We start from the raw sequence: 16,847 nt of genomic DNA, 5'->3' as shown, positions 1-16,847 counted from the left end.
AACCTCAGAACCGAGACGGCAGCCAGCCCGTCTGGATCATCTGCCCACCACGGCGGCGCGTGTGGAAGAAGCCACGGCCGGGCGGGAGTTGGGTCGGCGTGATGTTGCCGAGGAGCTGGCCCTCGACACGGTCACCGGACAGGACCACACCCTGCGCGCCGAGCTCACGGATGCGCTGCATCACCGGCTCGTACAGGGAGCGGCTGGCACCGCCGGACTGGCGCGCGATGATCACGCGCAGACCCACGTCCCGCGCGAACGGCAGGTACTCGAGCAGCGGCTGGAGCGGGTTCATGCCCGTGGCCACCAGGTCGTAGTCGTCGATGATGACGAACGCGTCCGGGCTGCTGTACCAACTGCGGTTGCGCAGCTGCTCGGGCGTGACGTCCGGACCCGGCATACGGCGGCTGAGCGAGCCCGCCAGACCCTCCAGGGTCTCCGTGAGGGCCGGCGCCGAGGCGCAGTAGCGCGAGAGGTGCGACTCGGGGACGCCCTCCAGGTGCGCACGGCGGTAGTCACCGATGACGATCTTCGCCTTGTCCGCTGGGTACCGCTCGCAGATCTGCTTGATGAGCAGCCGGATGAGCGCGGACTTGCCGGACTCGCTCTCGCCGAAGATGACGAAGTGCGGGTCGCTCTCGAAGTCCACGAAGACCGGGGCGAGCTGGGACTCGTCGATACCGAAGGCGATACCGCGCTCCGGGTGCTCGAAGCCCTTGGGCAGACGGTCCGCGTCCAGCTGGCGCGGCAGGAGCCGCACCGCGGGGGCCGGGGCGCCCTGCCAGTTCTCGTTGATCGCGTTGATCACCACGGAGGTGGCGTCCGCGAGATCCTCGGTCTCCGAGGAACCGTCCACGCGCGGCAGCGCCGTCATGAAGTGCAGCTTGTCCGTGCTCAGACCACGGCCGGGCACGGCCGCAGGGACGTTCTGCGCGACCTTGCGGTCGATCTCCGACTCGGTGGGGTCACCGAGTCGCAGCTCGATGCGGTTCTGCAGCATGTCCTTGAGCGCGGGCCGCACCTCGGTGTACCGGCTCGCCGTGATGATCACGTGGACACCGAAGCCGAGACCGCGCATCGCCATGTCGGTGATGGACGCCTCGAGGCCTTCGTAGTCCGTCTTGAACGTCCCCCAGCCGTCGACGACCAGGAAGACGTCACCCCAGAGCTGGTCGGGCAGCTGGCCCGAGGCCCGGCGCTGCCGGTAGGTCTGGATCGAGTCGACGTTGTTCGCGCGGAAGTACTCCTCGCGCGCGTTGAGGATGCCCTCCACCTCGCTGACCGTACGCCGCACCTTCTCGGCGTCGAGCCGGTTCGCGACACCGCCGACGTGGACCAGGTCCTCCATCGCGATGAGACCACCACCACCGAAGTCCAGGCAGTAGAACTGCACTTCGCTGGGCGTGTGGGTGAGCGCGAACGAGGTGATCATCGAGCGCAGCAGCGTCGACTTTCCAGACTGCGGACCACCCACGAACAGACCGTGACCGGAACCACCGGAGAAGTCCCGGTACAGGACGTCGCGGCGCTGCTCGAAGGGCTTGTCGACGAGGCCGACCGGGACATTGAGCCGGCCGAGCGCCGTGTACTCCGGTGCGGTCAGGCCGCGTTCCGGCGTGATCGCCAGAGCCGGAAGCAGCTGCTCCAGAGAGGGCGCCTCCTCCAGCGGCGGCAGCCACACCTGGTGCGCCGGCGGGCCCTGGCCGACCATCTTGCTGACGATCACGTCGAGCACGGTGTCCGCGAGGGCGTCGTCGACGCGGTTGTCCTGCTCCGGCTCCTCGATCACCGGCTGCGGCGGCAGCTCCACGTGCCCGGCCTTGAACACCGCGGGCCGCAGCTGCGTCGAACGGTGCACGCGCGAGGGGCCCTCGCCGTGGTACGGACCGGACACGTAGGCCGCCTTGAAACGCACCATGGTGTCGGTGTCGTACCGCAGATAACCCGAACCCGGGATCGACGGCAGGTGGTACGCGTCCGGCACACCGATCGCCGTACGCGACTCGGCCGCGGAGAACGTCCGCAGACCGATGCGGTACGAGAGGTACGTGTCCAGACCGCGCAGCTTGCCCTCTTCCAGGCGCTGCGAGGCGAGCAGCAGGTGCACACCCAGGGATCGGCCGATACGACCGATCTGGATGAACATGTCGATGAAGTCCGGCTTCGCGGTGAGGAGTTCGGAGAACTCGTCGAGCACGATGACAAGGGACGGCATCGGTTCGAGGGCGGCACCGGCGGCGCGCGCCTTCTCGTAGTCCGTGAGGTTGGCGAAGTTGCCCGCCGTACGCAGCAGCTCCTGGCGGCGCTGCATCTCACCGGTGATCGAGTCGCGCATGCGGTCGATGAGCGTGAGGTCGTCGGCGAGGTTGGTGATGACGGCCGCGGTGTGCGGCATGTCCGCCATGCCGGCGAAGGTCGCACCACCCTTGAAGTCCGCGAGGATGAAGTTCAGCGTCTCCGAGGAGTGCGTCACCGACAGGCCGAGCACCAGCGTGCGCAGCACCTCGGACTTACCGGAACCGGTGGCGCCGACGCACAGGCCGTGCGGGCCCATGCCTTCCTGCGCCGCCTCCTTGAGGTCGAGCATGACCGGCTCACCGGCCTGGCCGACACCGATCGGCACGCGCAGCCGCTCGTGCTGCGTGCGCGGCCGCCAGGTGCGCGAGACGTCCACCGAACCGGCGTCGCCGATGCCCATGAGGTCGGTGAAGTCCAGGTTGGCGAGGAGCGGTTCGCCCTCCTCGGCGCTGCCGACGCGGTACGCCGCCAGCTGCCGGGCGAGCGCCTCGGCCTGCTCCAGGCTCAGGGCGTCGGGCGTGCCGCTGTACGCCGACTCGTGGCCGACGAACAGCTGCAGCTTCTCCGGCTTCAGGTACGCCGTCAGACCGCCGCGCAGCTCGTCCTCCAGCTCACCGGGGGCGATCTCCAGGAAGGTCACGCCCTGGAGGCCCTCGGCGCCCGCGAGTTCGGAGTCGGGCGGGACGGTGCCGCCGTCGAGGACGACAAGCAGATGCGGCTGGTCGTACACCGGGTTCGCGTCACGGTTCCAGCGCGGGCGGTCGCCCAGCTGGTCCTCGAGCGCCTCCTCCAGCTCGCCGAGGTCGTCGAAGAGCAGCCGGGCCGAGCCCGCGCCGTCCTTCGACTTCGGGTGCTGGGCGTGCGGCAGCCACTTGATCCAGTCCCAGTCCGCCGCCGCCGAGGGGTGCGCCACCACGGCGACGAGCAGGTCCTCGGGGGAGTGCAGCGTGGTCAACTGGGCGATCGCCGCACGCGCGTTGGCGTACACCGTGTCCGTGTCGCCGCAGAGCGCCAGGTGGTAGAAGGCGCGCAGCGAGACCGCGACCGGCAGGTCGGCGATCGAGCCGTGCGCGTCGAGGAAGGCCTTCATCGCCGCTGCCGTCAGCGGCTCGAGCTCTTCCTTGGGCGCTGTCTCCGGCGCGACCAGCGGAGTGTTCAACTGCTGGCTGCCCAGGCCCATACGGACCGACGCGAAGTCGTTGTCCGTCGGCCGGCGTTCCCACAGCCGCTTGCCGTCCGCGGCCACGGCCCAGAGCTGGTCCGCGTCCGGGTGCTGGAACAGCTGTGTACGGCGCTGGAGTTCGGCGGTCTTGTGCACGTCCTTGCGGACCTGCTCGAGATACCGGAAGTAGTCACGCCGGTCCTGCGCCATCCCGGCGCCGCCGCCCTGCCGGGACTTGGCGAACTGCGCGATGGCCATCGCAAGCGTCGAGGCGAGCATGAGACCGCCCACCACGCGCATGTACGACGGCAGGTTCGGCATGAAGAAGAAGCCGACGGAACCCAACATGCCGAACATCGGCAGCAGGTTCATCAGCACACTGTCGTCGCCCTCCCGAGGAATTTCGGGCGGTGACTCGAGCTTGACCTCCCCCTCCGGGACGGCAGGCGGCTGAATCCGCGGCTGCCGTTTGATGATGACGACGCTCACCGATGCACTCATCCTTCGTAATTGATACGTCCATGCACCGACGCCCCCCGTTGAGCGGCGACGGCTTCCCGTCGTAGGCGCCGATCCTACTGTCAAGCTCCGACACTCAGGCATCCAGGAGGGGTGGAGATGCGGCAAGAGTGCGAGGAGAAATGAGGGAGGTGGCGCCGGAGCCCCCCAGACCTGAGGGTAGGGTGGCGCTCCGCCGTTGTACGCGCGGCGTAAAGACGTAAGTCAGGGCCTTGTATACAGGGGGAACTACCAGGTGAGCACGGGCACATCGACAGGTTTCTGCCGGGTCACCGTCGCAGCGCCGGACAGTCGTATCGATGTGGCGCTGCCCGAGGATCTGCCGATCCAGGACATCTATCCGGAGATCGTACGGCTCTCGGGCATGGCCCACGACGACAACGCCCTCGCCGGGTACCACCTGGTACGCCGCGACGGCGACGTGCTCGACGCGAGCCGATCGCTCCTCGAGCACCGCGTCCGCGACGGCGAGGTGCTGCTGCTGCGGCCGTTCGCCGACTCGCTGCCGCCGGCCGTCCACGACGACGTGGTGGACGCGGTCGCTTCGGCGGTCAAGCAGGATCTGCGCGGGTGGAACGACAACCTCATGCGCGTCGCCGGTCTCGTCTCGGGCGTACTGCTCCTGACGATGCTCGGCTTCGTGTTCTGGTTCGCGGATCCGCTGCGCCATGACATGAACGGACTGCAGGGCATCGTCGCCGGCGTCGTCGCGATCGCGCTCACCGCCCTCGCGGGCGTGCGCGGCCGGGTGTACGACGACCGGGGCGCGGCAGTCGCACTCGGCATCGCATCACTGCCGCACGCACTGATCGCCGGATCGGGCGTCCTTCCGCAGGACGCGGGACAGGGACCGGGAAAGCTCCAGTTCCTGGTCGGCTGTGTGGTCGTACTGATCTTCTCCGTCGTGCTGATCATGCTGCTGCCGCAGGGTGACGCACCGTTCGTCGCCGCGGCGCTCGCCGCCGCCATCGGCACGCTCGCCGCGTTCGTCGGCATCCTCACCGAGGCCGAGCCGCGCGAGATCGCCGCCGGCACCGCCGTCGTCGCCGTCGCCGTGATCGGCTTCCTGCCGGGCTGGTCCGCCCGGTTCGCCAAGCTGCCGATCGGCTTCCGCTCGCCGGAGGACCTGGCCCGCGCCCGCCGCGAGGGCCAGGAGGGCAACCTCGAGGCCGTCGACGTCCAGCGCATCGTCGCCCAGACCAGCCGCGGTCACGAGCTCCTGCTCGGCATGGTCGGCGGCTGCGCCATCGTCATCGTCGGCTCCGCCGGTGCCGTCCTCGGCTTCAGCGACAGCGGCTGGGCCCAGCTCGTCGCCCTGGTCGTCGGCCTCGCCGCGATGCTCCGCGCCCGCCTCTTCCGCTACACCGCGCAGGTCACCTGCCTGATGGTCTCCGGCGTCGTCACCATCGCGCTGCTGATCCTCGGCCTCGCGATCTCGCCGCCGGTGGAGATGCTGAAGGACCTCGCCCAGGGCGACTCGGGTCCGGTCGACATCCGCACGCTGTGGCTCGGCGCCTGCGTCGTGGCCGGTGCGCTGCTCCTGATCGCGATCGCCCTGATCGTCCCGCAGAAGGGCCTCTCCCCGTTCTGGGGCCGGATGCTCGACCTCGCGGACTCGCTGGTCCTGCTCTCCCTCATCCCGCTCTGCCTGGCCGTGCTCGACGTGTACGCCAAGGTGCGCGGAGGGGTATAGCGCCCTGCCGGTACAGAGGACGAGAGGGGCCCGGGTCTTCCCGGGCCCCTCTCGCGTACACCGTGGTAAAGCGCCCGAGCACCGACTGGTACTCTGTGTAGCGGCCGTTTGTGTACGCGCCCCCGGAGCAGCTGAGAAGCACTGAAGCGCTGGGGGACAGCGCCCAGCGGATCCCGCCTCCCGAGTAACGGAAGCTCCCCTGAGATGTAGACCAGGGGCACTCGGTGGCAGCAACCAGACACATGAGGAGTTCGCGTGTCCCTCGACACCGCCACGAAGAAGCAGATCATGGCCGAGTTCGCCACCAAGGAGGGTGACACCGGCTCCCCCGAGGTCCAGGTCGCCCTGCTCTCGCGCCGCATCTCGGACCTGACCGAGCACCTGAAGACCCACAAGCACGACCACCACTCCCGTCGTGGCCTGCTGATCCTGGTCGGCCAGCGTCGCCGCCTGCTTCAGTACCTGGCCAAGAAGGACATCACGCGCTTCCGTGCCCTCGTCGAGCGCCTCGGCATCCGCCGCGGTGCGGCGGGCGCCAAGTAAAACGCCGTGAAAGGGAGCGGTTCCCACGCCTAGGGGGCCGCTCCCTTTGCTGTACGTGCGCACAGAGCACGACGGCTTTGTAGTCTGGTCACGGAACACCGTACGAGACGTACGTCACGTGTGACGGACCGTCCCGCGCGGCACAGCCGTACCGGACAACGCAGAACAAGGACGATACGCACGAGGAGAGGCGACCTCCGCCGACGCCGGTCCTCGGTAGTGGCCCCCGGGAAAACGAAGTGCAACCCCCGGGTGCTTCGATCGAAGACCGGCCCGCACTCAAGGCGCTGCTCCGCCCCCGTCCCCTCGCCACACGGGCGACGCGGACAAAAGACGAACAGTTCCGGCGTCACGCCGACACCGGAACGACAAGCAAACGGAGAGATCGCTAGTGGAGAACGAGACCCACTACGCCGAGGCCGTCATCGACAACGGCACCTTCGGCACCCGCACCATCCGCTTCGAGACGGGCCGCCTGGCCAAGCAGGCCGCCGGCTCCGCCGTGGCGTACCTGGACGACGACACCATGGTGCTGTCGGCCACCACCGCTTCCAAGAAGCCCAAGGACCAGCTCGACTTCTTTCCCCTCACGGTGGACGTCGAGGAGCGGCAGTACGCCGCCGGCAAGATCCCCGGTTCGTTCTTCCGTCGCGAGGGCCGCCCCTCCGAGGACGCGATCCTGACCTGCCGCCTGATCGACCGCCCGCTGCGCCCGTCCTTCAAGAAGGGCCTGCGCAACGAGATCCAGATCGTCGAGACGATCATGGCTCTCAACCCCGACCACCTGTACGACGTGGTCGCGATCAACGCCGCCTCCTGCTCCACGCAGCTGGCCGGCCTGCCCTTCTCCGGCCCGATCGGCGGCACCCGTGTCGCCCTGATCAAGGGCCAGTGGGTCGCCTTCCCGACGCACACCGAGCTCGAGGACGCCGTCTTCGACATGGTGGTCGCCGGTCGCGTCCTGGAGGACGGCGACGTCGCGATCATGATGGTCGAGGCCGAGGCCACCGAGAAGACCATCGAGCTCGTCAAGGGCGGCGCCCAGGCGCCGACCGAGGAGATCGTCGCCGCCGGTCTCGAGGCCGCGAAGCCCTTCATCAAGGCGCTCTGCAAGGCCCAGTCGGAGCTCGCCGCGAAGGCCGCCAAGCCGACCGGTGAGTTCCCGGTCTTCCTCGACTACCAGGACGACGTCCTGGAGGCGCTCACCGCCGCCGTCAGCTCCGAGCTCTCGCAGGCGCTCACCATCGCCGGCAAGCAGGAGCGCGAGACCGAGCTCGACCGCGTCAAGGAGATCGCCGCCGAGAAGCTGCTCCCGCAGTTCGAGGGCCGCGAGAAGGAGATCTCCGGTGCGTACCGCGCGCTGACCAAGAAGCTGGTCCGCGAGCGCATCATCAAGGACAAGGTCCGCATCGACGGCCGTGGCCTGACCGACATCCGTACGCTCGCGGCCGAGGTCGAGGCCATCCCGCGCGTGCACGGCTCGGCGCTGTTCGAGCGTGGCGAGACCCAGATCCTGGGCGTCACCACGCTGAACATGCTCCGCATGGAGCAGCAGCTGGACACCCTCTCCCCGGTGACCCGCAAGCGGTACATGCACAACTACAACTTCCCGCCGTACTCCGTCGGTGAGACGGGCCGCGTCGGCTCCCCGAAGCGCCGCGAGATCGGCCACGGCGCGCTCGCCGAGCGCGCGATCGTGCCGGTCCTGCCGACGCGCGAGGAGTTCCCCTACGCGATCCGTCAGGTGTCCGAGGCTCTCGGCTCCAACGGCTCGACGTCCATGGGCTCGGTCTGCGCCTCCACCATGTCGCTGCTGAACGCCGGTGTGCCGCTGAAGGCCGCCGTCGCCGGTATCGCCATGGGTCTGATCTCCCAGGAGATCGACGGCGACACGCACTACGTCGCCCTCACCGACATCCTCGGTGCGGAGGACGCCTTCGGTGACATGGACTTCAAGGTCGCCGGTACGAAGGAGTTCGTGACCGCCCTCCAGCTCGACACCAAGCTGGACGGCATCCCCGCCTCCGTCCTGGCCGCGGCCCTCAAGCAGGCCCGCGACGCCCGTCTGCACATCCTCGACGTGATGACCGAGGCGATCGACGTTCCGGACGAGATGTCCCCGAACGCGCCGCGCATCATCACCGTCAAGATCCCGGTGGACAAGATCGGTGAGGTCATCGGCCCGAAGGGCAAGATGATCAACCAGATCCAGGAGGACACCGGCGCCGACATCACGATCGAGGACGACGGCACCATCTACATCGGTGCCGCCGACGGCCCGGCCGCCGAGGCCGCCCGCGCCACGATCAACGGCATCGCCAACCCGACCATGCCGGAGGTCGGCGAGCGCTACCTGGGCACCGTCGTGAAGACGACGACCTTCGGTGCGTTCGTCTCCCTGCTGCCCGGCAAGGACGGTCTGCTGCACATCTCGCAGATCCGCAAGCTCGCCGGCGGCAAGCGCGTGGAGAACGTCGAGGACGTCCTCGGTGTGGGCCAGAAGGTCCAGGTCGAGATCGCCGAGATCGACTCGCGCGGCAAGCTCTCCCTGATCCCCGTCGTCGAGGGCGAGGACGGCGAAGAGAAGGCCGACGACGCGAAGGACGACGCCGCCAAGTGACGTCCCGTAGCACCACGACGACGGCCCGCCCCTCCTCGGAGAGGCGGGCCGTCGCCCGTACTCAAACCCTGCTCAAGGGCAAGGACGGCATCGGCACCGTGCGCCGCACGACTCTGCCGGGCGGCCTGCGGGTCGTCACCGAGACCCTGCCCTCCGTACGCTCCGCGACCTTCGGGATCTGGGCCAACGTCGGATCGCGCGACGAGACGCCGTCCCTGAACGGAGCCACGCACTACCTGGAACACCTCCTCTTCAAGGGCACCAAGAAGCGCACCGCCCTGGACATCTCCGCCGCGATCGACGCGGTCGGCGGCGAGATGAACGCCTTCACGGCGAAGGAGTTCACCTGCTACTACGCGCGCGTGCTCGACACCGACCTGCCGCTCGCGATCGACGTGGTGTGCGACATGCTCACCGGTTCGCTGATCGAGCAGGAGGACGTCGACGCGGAGCGCGGCGTGATCCTCGAAGAGATCGCGATGACCGACGACGACCCGGGCGACTGCGTGCACGACCTGTTCGCGCACACGATGCTCGGCGACACCCCGCTCGGCCGCCCGGTCCTCGGCACCGTCGACACGGTCAACGGCCTGGACGCCTCCCGTATCCGGCGCTTCTACAAGAAGCACTACGACCCGCGCCACCTGGTGGTCGCGGCCGCGGGCAACGTCGACCACAACAAGGTCGTACGCCAGGTCCGCGCCGCCTTCGAGAAGGCCGGCGCCCTCAAGGACCTGGAGGCGAGCCCGATCGCGCCCCGCGACGGCCGCCGCGCCATCCGGACGGCCGGCGGACTCGACGTGGTCGACCGGAAGACCGAGCAGGCCCACGTGGTCCTCGGCATGCCGGGCCTGGCCCGCACCGACGAGCGCCGCTGGGCCCTCGGCGTCCTCAACACGGCACTGGGCGGCGGCATGTCGTCCCGCCTGTTCCAGGAGGTCCGCGAGAAGCGCGGCCTGGCCTACAGCGTGTACTCGTACACCTCGGGCTATGCCGACTGCGGCCTCTTCGGGGTGTACGCGGGCTGCCGCCCGAGCCAGGTGCACGACGTCCTGAGGATCTGCCGCGACGAGCTCGACCAGGTCGCCGAACACGGCCTCTCCGACGACGAGATCGGCCGCGCCATCGGCCAGCTCGCCGGCTCCACCGTGCTCGGCCTGGAGGACACCGGGGCGCTCATGAACCGCATCGGCAAGAGCGAGCTGTGCTGGGGCGACCACATGTCGGTGGACGACATGCTCGCCCGGATAGCGGCGGTCACCCCGGACGAGGTGCGGGAGGTGGCACGCGACATCCTGGGACAGCGTCCCTCGCTGTCCGTCATCGGCCCGCTGACGGACAAGCAGGCGGCCCGGCTGCACGAAGCGGTCGCGTAAACCGCGTAAGGCCGTACGGCTCTCAACACCCGTAAGGAATCAAGCACATGAGCAAGCTGCGCGTGGCGGTCCTCGGCGCCAAGGGCCGGATCGGCTCGGAGGCGGCCCGGTCCGTCGAGGCCGCCGACGACCTGGAACTGGTCGCCGCCCTCGACCGCGACGACAAGATCGAGACCCTTGCCGAGGTGGGCGCCCAGGTCGTCGTCGACCTGACGCACCCGGACGCGGTGATGGGCAACCTCGAGTACTGCGTCGCGAACGGCATCCACGGCGTCGTCGGTACGACGGGCTGGACCGACGAGCGTCTCGCGCAGCTGCGCGGCTGGCTGGACGCCCAGCCCTCCACGGGTGTCCTGATCGCCCCGAACTTCTCCATCGGCGCGGTCCTGACCATGCAGTTCGCGCAGAAGGCGGCCCGCTTCTTCGAGTCCGCCGAGGTCATCGAGCTGCACCACCCGAACAAGGCGGACGCCCCGAGCGGCACCGCGCACCGTACGGCCCAACTGATCGCCGAGGCCCGGGAGAAGGCAGGCTGCGCCCCGCAGCCCGACGCCACTTCCACGGCCCTGGACGGCGCCCGCGGCGCGGACGTCGACGGCGTACCGGTGCACTCGGTGCGGCTTCGCGGACTGCTCGCCCACCAGGAGGTGCTGCTCGGCGGTGAGGGCGAGACGCTGACGATCCGTCACGACTCGCTGCACCACAAGAGCTTCATGCCGGGCATCCTGCTCGGTGTGCGCCGCGTCGTGGACACCCCGGGCCTCACCTTCGGCCTGGAACACTTCCTCGACCTCGACAGCTGACTCCTTCCTCCCCCGAATCGACTCTTCGATGCGCGCAAAGATCACGTACTTCGCCCTGGCCGCCGCCCTGGTCGTCTACTTCGTCCTGGTCGGCAGCCGCGGCGTGCTGCTGATACGCGAGGGCACCGCGGTCACCGTCACCTTCGGGATCGCGGTGCTCGTACTGCCGCTGATCGGCGTGTGGTTCCTCTGGAAGACCACCCAGTTCGCCCGCAAGGCGAACGCCCTGGCCGCCGAGCTCGAAGCGGAGGGCGGCCTCCCGGTCGACGAGCTCAAGCGCCTGCCGAGCGGCCGTATCGACCGTGAATCTGCGGACGAGGTCTTCGCCAAGCGCCGCGCGGAGACCGAGGACGCGCCGGACGACTGGCGCTGCTGGTTCCGCCTGGCGATCGCGTACCACGACGCCCGCGACACCCCGCGCGCCCGCAAGGCCATGCAGCGGGCGATCACGCTCCACGACGGGAAGTGAACCGGCACCTGCCGTGAGAAACCCCCGCCCCTGACCCGGTTCTCCGGGCAGGGGCGGGGGTTTCGGCGTTCTACGGGGCTACGCGACCGGGCGGTACTCGGCCGCCCACGCCTCGACCGAGTCGGCGGCCCGGTCGAACGCCTCGCGCCGCGAGAGGAAGTCGGCGCTCCGGTCGGTGAGCAGCGGCGCCGCGAGCGTCTCGCCGCCCTGGCAGACGAGTACGAGCGCCTGCCCCTGCACGGTCCGCGGCAGCCCGAGCCACCGCACCGGCTGCTGCGTCGTGCGCACGGCGACGACCTGCGCCCACGCGACCGTACGTGTACGGAAGAACCCCACCTGGCGCAGCCCGCGTGCGCTGACCCAGGCACCGACGCGCAGCATCTGGGCCGCAGCGGCGATCACGAGCAACGCACCGGCCCCGCAGGCGATCGCGCCCGGCGTCTCCCCGGCGACGGCGATGATCACCGCGGCGAACAGGACGTACGAGGCGAGGAGCAGGAGCAGCGCCGCCGCGGCGACGCGCCACGGGCCTGGCCGGTACGGACGCCGCCAGGTGTCGCGGTCGTCGTACGGGAGCGCGACGTCGTCCGCCGCTTCGTCAAAAGCGCGGTCGGCCGTCAGGAAGGGCAGGGGCACGACTGTTCCTCACTCGAAGCACGCGTTGGGCTGTGTGCCCGGTGAGGCTACCCAGAGGGCGGACGAGCGGCCACCCTCGGGGGTTCGGCCGCGCCGTGCCGTGTCGCCGGGGCCGGACGGCCGCGCCCCTGACCGCGCGTCAGCGTCCGTCGGCGGCTTCGGACTGCTGGGTGGACGCGGGTGACTGCTCCGGGGAGAGCGCGGGCAGCCCGAAGAGCAGGGAGCCCACGAGGCCGGCGACCAGCGTCGCGCCGATCAGTGTGCGGCCCATGATCTGACTGACCGTCGCGCGTTCGCGGGGCGGGGGAGTGACGTTGCTGCGGAACTTGTCGGCTTCAGCGATGAAGGCGAACGGAACGGGCTCGCGCCGACGGAACATGAGGGGCTCGGCTCCTTGGTGTCACGGGAGACCACACGGGTCTCGAACTGAATCACTGCTACCAAGACAGACGTTCAAAAGGTCACATTGGTGCCCTGAATCAGGAAATTCACCAAAGAACGTTGCAGAGCACCGCCGAACGGCCCTCTGTCAGTGCCGAGCCGTAGAGTGGGCGCCGCCCGAGCGAGTGCGATTTGGAAGGACCCCCGCCGGTGAGCGATACCCCCGAAGCGACCCCCGAAGCAGACCTGAAGCCGAGTTTCCGCAGCGATGTCACCGTCGAGCTGGTGAAGCACAGCGCCGCCGACAGCGACGTGCTGTGGGCGGCCCGCGTCTCCACCGCGGGCGAGCAGTCCCTCGACGAGCTCACCAAGGACCCGGAGCGCTCCAAGGGCCTGATCAACTACCTGATGCGGGACCGCCACGGCAGCCCCTTCGAGCACAACTCGATGACGTTCTTCATCAGCGCCCCCATCTTCGTCTTCCGCGAGTTCATGCGACACCGCGTGGGCTGGTCGTACAACGAAGAGTCGGGGCGGTACAGGGAGCTCCAGCCGGTGTTCTACGTCCCGGACGAGTCCCGCAAGCTCGTCCAGGAGGGCCGCCCGGGGAAGTACGTCTTCGTGGAGGGCACCCAGGGGCAGCAGGAGCTCACGGGCCGCGTCATGGAGGACACGTACCGCCAGGCGTACGAGTCGTACCAGGAGATGCTCGCCGCGGGAGTGGCCCGCGAGGTCGCCCGCGCGGTCCTGCCGGTCGGCCTCTTCTCCTCGATGTACGCGACGTGCAACGCCCGCTCGCTGATGCACTTCCTCGGCCTGCGCACGCAGCACGAACTGGCCAAGGTGCCGTCCTTCCCGCAGCGGGAGATCGAGATGGTCGGCGAGAAGATGGAGCAGGAGTGGGCCAAGCTCATGCCGCTCACCTACGCCGCGTTCAACAAGAACGGCCGCGTGGCCCCATAGCGGCGATCGCGGGATCCGCAACCGCTGGCGCGTGCCCCGCAGGGCTCAGCAGTTCGCGACACACGGGGCTTTCGGTGGCAGGCACAGATGTACGGTCAGCCGTGCGAAGTGTCCGTATTGCGGCATTTCGAGAAGTTCATCTAGCCTGATCAAACGGACCCGGCACTGCTTGAACCCCCGAGCAGGCAGTGCCGGGATCCTTTCGATTTGGCCCCGTTGTCGGGCCCCTCACCTCCACCCGAGGGGGGACCTCGCACTGAGCAGCGAGTAGCGTGTTACCCATGGCTCCGACCTCGACTCCGCAAACCCCCTTCGGGAGGGTCCTCACCGCCATGGTCACGCCCTTCGCGGCGGACGGCGCACTCGACCTCGATGGCGCGCAGCGACTCGCCACCCACCTGGTGGACGCAGGCAACGACGGCCTGATCGTCAACGGCACCACCGGCGAGTCCCCGACCACCAGCGACGCGGAGAAAACCGAGCTCGTACGAGCCGTGGTGGAGGCGGTGGGCGACCGCGCCCACGTCGTCGCCGGAGTCGGCACCAACGACACCCGTCACAGCATCGAACTGGCCCGCGCCGCCGAGAAGGTCGGCGCCCACGGCCTCCTCACCGTCACGCCGTACTACAACAAGCCGCCGCAGGAAGGCCTCTACCGGCACTTCACCGCGATCGCGGACGCCACCGAGCTGCCCGTCATGCTCTACGACATCCCCGGCCGCAGCGGCGTACCCATCAACACCGAGACGATCGTCGCGCTCGCCGAGCACCCGCGGATCGTCGCCAACAAGGACGCCAAGGGCGACCTCGGCCGCGCCAGCTGGGCCATCGCCCGCTCCGGCCTCGCCTGGTACTCCGGCGACGACATGCTCAACCTGCCGCTGCTCTCCGTCGGCGCGGTCGGCTTCGTCTCCGTCGTCAGCCACGTCGTCACGCCCGAACTGCGCGCCATGCTCGACGCGCACCTCTCGGGCGACGTACGCAAGGCGACCGAGATCCACCAGAAGCTGCTGCCGGTCTTCACGGGCATGTTCCGCACCCAGGGCGTCATCACCACCAAGGCCGCCCTCACCCTGCAGAACCTGCCCGCCGGACCGCTGCGCCTGCCGCTGGTCGAACTGTCGAACGAGGAAACTCACCAGCTCAAGATCGACCTCGCCGCCGGCGGGGTACAGCTCTGACAACAGACTTCACAACTGAACAACCGCACAACTCAACAAGCACCACACACGCAAACAGACAGCACAGACGAGAACTGCAGACAACATCTGCACCTGCACGAATGTCATGCGCGCCACGTGCCTCTGGGTACGTGGCGCGTGTGGTTAGGAGAGTCTTTTGAGTCATCCGCACCCTGAGCTCGGCTCACCGCCGAAGCTGCCCGAGGGCGGCCTCCGCGTCACCCCGCTCGGCGGCCTCGGCGAGATCGGCCGCAACATGACCGTGTTCGAGTACGGCGGACGCCTGCTGATCGTCGACTGCGGAGTGCTCTTCCCCGAGGAGGAGCAGCCCGGAATCGACCTGATCCTGCCGGACTTCAGCAGCATCCGGGACCGCCTCGACGACATCGAGGGCATCGTCCTCACCCACGGTCACGAGGACCACATCGGCGCCGTCCCGTACCTCCTCCGCGAGAAGCCGGACATCCCGCTGATCGGCTCCAAGCTGACCCTCGCCCTGATCGAGGCGAAGCTCCAGGAGCACCGCATCCGCCCGTACACCCTCGAGGTCAAGGAGGGGCACCGCGAGCGGGTCGGCCCCTTTGACTGCGAGTTCGTGGCGGTCAACCACTCCATCCCGGACGCCCTCGCGGTCGCCATCCGCACCCCTGCGGGCATGGTGGTCCACACCGGCGACTTCAAGATGGACCAGCTGCCGCTCGACGGCCGCCTCACGGACCTGAACACCTTCGCGCGTCTCGCCGAGGAGGGCATCGACCTGCTCCTCTCGGACTCGACGAACGCCGAGGTCCCCGGCTTCGTACCGCCCGAGCGCGACATCTCGAACGTCGTACGACAGGTCTTCGCCAGCGCCCGCAAGCGCATCATCGTGGCGAGCTTCGCCAGCCACGTGCACCGCATCCAGCAGATCCTGGACGCCGCTCACGAGTACGGCCGCCGGGTCGCCTTCGTCGGCCGCTCCATGGTCCGCAACATGGGCATCGCCCGGGACCTCGGCTACCTGCGCGTCCCGCCGGGCCTGGTCGTCGACGTCAAGACCCTCGACGACCTGCCGGACGACGAAGTCGTCCTCGTGTGCACGGGCTCGCAGGGCGAACCCATGGCCGCGCTCTCCCGCATGGCCAACCGGGACCACCAGATCCGCATCGTCCAGGGCGACACCGTGATCCTGGCGTCGTCCCTGATCCCCGGCAACGAGAACGCGGTCTACCGCGTGATCAACGGCCTGACGCGCTGGGGCGCCAACGTGGTCCACAAGGGCAACGCCAAGGTCCACGTCTCCGGCCACGCGTCGGCGGGCGAGTTGCTGTACTTCTACAACATCTGCAAGCCCAAGAACCTGATGCCGGTCCACGGTGAATGGCGCCACCTGCGCGCCAACGCCGAGCTCGGCGCCCTAACGGGTGTGCCGCACCAGAACATCGTGATCGCCGAGGACGGCGTGGTCGTCGACCTCGTCCAGGGCAAGGCCAAGATCGTCGGCAAGGTCCAGGCGGGTTACGTCTACGTCGACGGCCTCTCGGTCGGCGATGTCACCGAGTCCTCCCTCAAGGACCGCCGCATCCTCGGCGACGAGGGCATCATCTCGGTCTTCGTCGTCGTGGACTCCACCACGGGCAAGATCACGGGCGGCCCGCACATCCAGGCACGCGGCTCGGGTATCGAGGACAACGCCTTCGGCGCCGTCATGCCGAAGATCGGGGAAGCCCTGGAACGCTCCGCTCAGGACGGAGTCGTGGAACCGCACCAGCTGCAGCAGCTCATCCGCCGCACGCTGGGCAAGTGGGTCTCCGACAACTACCGCCGGCGCCCGATGATCCTGCCGGTCGTCGTGGAGGTCTGACCTTCCGCCCGGCCTCTCTGAGGCTCGGAGCAGCGCCAACTGGGAGCGGGGCGCCTCGATTTGCATCGGGGCGCCCCGCTCCAGTAGGTTTACATCTCCGCCAGAACGCAACCGGCGCATTCGTGCGTGCGGAGCGGCTCCCCTCAGGGGGAGGCTGGCACATCAAACTCAGCTAGATCTCCCAACGGGGTCAATTTCGGTATGCCTGGAATTGAATTCGTGGCCCGATTTTGAACGGCCAGGGAAATCCACTAGAGTTTGATCGTCGGAACGGCCCAACAGCCGCAAAGACAAACCCAGTTGACTGGGAATCAGGCCCGAAAGGATCTGATAGAGTCAACACCGCCGAAAGGCCCGGAA

At 68.7% G+C, this 16,847-nt stretch carries 12 protein-coding genes; 9 read left to right on the top strand and 3 right to left on the bottom strand.

Going from position 1 to position 16,847, the window contains the following annotated elements; all coding sequences use genetic code 11:
• Positions 1-4: 4 nt before the first annotated feature.
• Positions 5-3,949, bottom strand: coding sequence for a type VII secretion protein EccCa (eccCa, locus tag RCO28_RS31640; RefSeq protein WP_308944758.1), 3,945 nt, complete (start codon positions 3,947-3,949; stop codon positions 5-7).
• A gap of 265 nt (positions 3,950-4,214) precedes the next feature.
• Here eccCa and eccD point away from each other — a divergent pair, with 265 nt between their 5' ends.
• The 6 genes from eccD to RCO28_RS31610 all read left to right on the top strand — a co-directional run bounded on the left by eccD (position 4,215) and on the right by RCO28_RS31610 (position 11,483).
• Positions 4,215-5,672 carry a type VII secretion integral membrane protein EccD gene (eccD, locus tag RCO28_RS31635; RefSeq protein ID WP_308944757.1) on the top strand — a complete coding sequence of 486 codons (1,458 nt, stop codon included), beginning with the start codon at positions 4,215-4,217 and terminating at the stop codon, positions 5,670-5,672.
• 255 nt (positions 5,673-5,927) lie between these two features.
• Positions 5,928-6,215: a 30S ribosomal protein S15 gene (gene rpsO / locus RCO28_RS31630; RefSeq protein ID WP_282516991.1), complete on the top strand. Its 288-nt coding sequence runs from the start codon at positions 5,928-5,930 to the stop codon at positions 6,213-6,215.
• 391 nt (positions 6,216-6,606) lie between these two features.
• Positions 6,607-8,835 carry a polyribonucleotide nucleotidyltransferase gene (locus RCO28_RS31625; RefSeq protein WP_308944756.1) on the top strand — a complete coding sequence of 743 codons (2,229 nt, stop codon included), beginning with the start codon at positions 6,607-6,609 and terminating at the stop codon, positions 8,833-8,835.
• Positions 8,832-10,211 (top strand): pitrilysin family protein, encoded by a 1,380-nt coding sequence (locus tag RCO28_RS31620; protein ID WP_308944755.1) that lies wholly within the window; start codon positions 8,832-8,834, stop codon positions 10,209-10,211. Before RCO28_RS31625 ends, RCO28_RS31620 begins: the two co-directional genes overlap by 4 nt.
• 47 nt (positions 10,212-10,258) lie before the next feature.
• Complete coding sequence (gene dapB, locus RCO28_RS31615; protein WP_308944754.1) at positions 10,259-11,014, top strand: 4-hydroxy-tetrahydrodipicolinate reductase; 756 nt, start codon at positions 10,259-10,261, stop codon at positions 11,012-11,014.
• A gap of 28 nt (positions 11,015-11,042) precedes the next feature.
• Positions 11,043-11,483: a hypothetical protein gene (locus tag RCO28_RS31610; RefSeq protein WP_308944753.1), complete on the top strand. Its 441-nt coding sequence runs from the start codon at positions 11,043-11,045 to the stop codon at positions 11,481-11,483.
• A gap of 78 nt (positions 11,484-11,561) precedes the next feature.
• Here RCO28_RS31610 and RCO28_RS31605 read toward each other — a convergent pair whose 3' ends face one another.
• Positions 11,562-12,119 (bottom strand): PH domain-containing protein, encoded by a 558-nt coding sequence (locus RCO28_RS31605; protein WP_308944752.1) that lies wholly within the window; start codon positions 12,117-12,119, stop codon positions 11,562-11,564.
• 139 nt (positions 12,120-12,258) lie between these two features.
• On the bottom strand, positions 12,259-12,498 hold the full coding sequence (locus RCO28_RS31600; RefSeq protein ID WP_282536615.1) for a hypothetical protein: 240 nt from the start codon (positions 12,496-12,498) through the stop codon (positions 12,259-12,261).
• Positions 12,499-12,710: 212 nt separating this feature from the next.
• Between RCO28_RS31600 and thyX the strand changes: the two genes are divergently transcribed.
• The 3 genes from thyX to RCO28_RS31585 all read left to right on the top strand — a co-directional run bounded on the left by thyX (position 12,711) and on the right by RCO28_RS31585 (position 16,487).
• Positions 12,711-13,463: an FAD-dependent thymidylate synthase gene (gene thyX / locus RCO28_RS31595; protein WP_308944751.1), complete on the top strand. Its 753-nt coding sequence runs from the start codon at positions 12,711-12,713 to the stop codon at positions 13,461-13,463.
• A gap of 281 nt (positions 13,464-13,744) precedes the next feature.
• On the top strand, positions 13,745-14,644 hold the full coding sequence (dapA, locus tag RCO28_RS31590; RefSeq protein ID WP_308944750.1) for a 4-hydroxy-tetrahydrodipicolinate synthase: 900 nt from the start codon (positions 13,745-13,747) through the stop codon (positions 14,642-14,644).
• Positions 14,645-14,801: 157 nt separating this feature from the next.
• Positions 14,802-16,487, top strand: a complete 1,686-nt coding sequence (locus RCO28_RS31585) for a ribonuclease J (RefSeq protein WP_308944749.1) — start codon at positions 14,802-14,804, stop codon at positions 16,485-16,487.
• The last annotated feature ends 360 nt before the right edge of the window (positions 16,488-16,847 follow it).

The organism is Streptomyces sp. LHD-70, from assembly GCF_031157275.1.
GTDB lineage: Bacteria > Actinomycetota > Actinomycetes > Streptomycetales > Streptomycetaceae > Streptomyces.
This window is presented reverse-complemented; position numbering and strand designations above follow the sequence as displayed.

What these genes read in the sequence shown, in the direction of transcription:
- dapB (WP_308944754.1), top strand. Translation starts at nt 10,259, where the DNA reads ATGAGCAAGCTGCGCGTGGCGGTCCTCGGCGCCAAGGGCCGGATCGGC.
- RCO28_RS31610 (WP_308944753.1), top strand. Translation starts at nt 11,043, where the DNA reads ATGCGCGCAAAGATCACGTACTTCGCCCTGGCCGCCGCCCTGGTCGTC.
- RCO28_RS31600 (WP_282536615.1), bottom strand. Translation starts at nt 12,498, where the DNA reads ATGTTCCGTCGGCGCGAGCCCGTTCCGTTCGCCTTCATCGCTGAAGCC.
- dapA (WP_308944750.1), top strand. Translation starts at nt 13,745, where the DNA reads ATGGCTCCGACCTCGACTCCGCAAACCCCCTTCGGGAGGGTCCTCACC.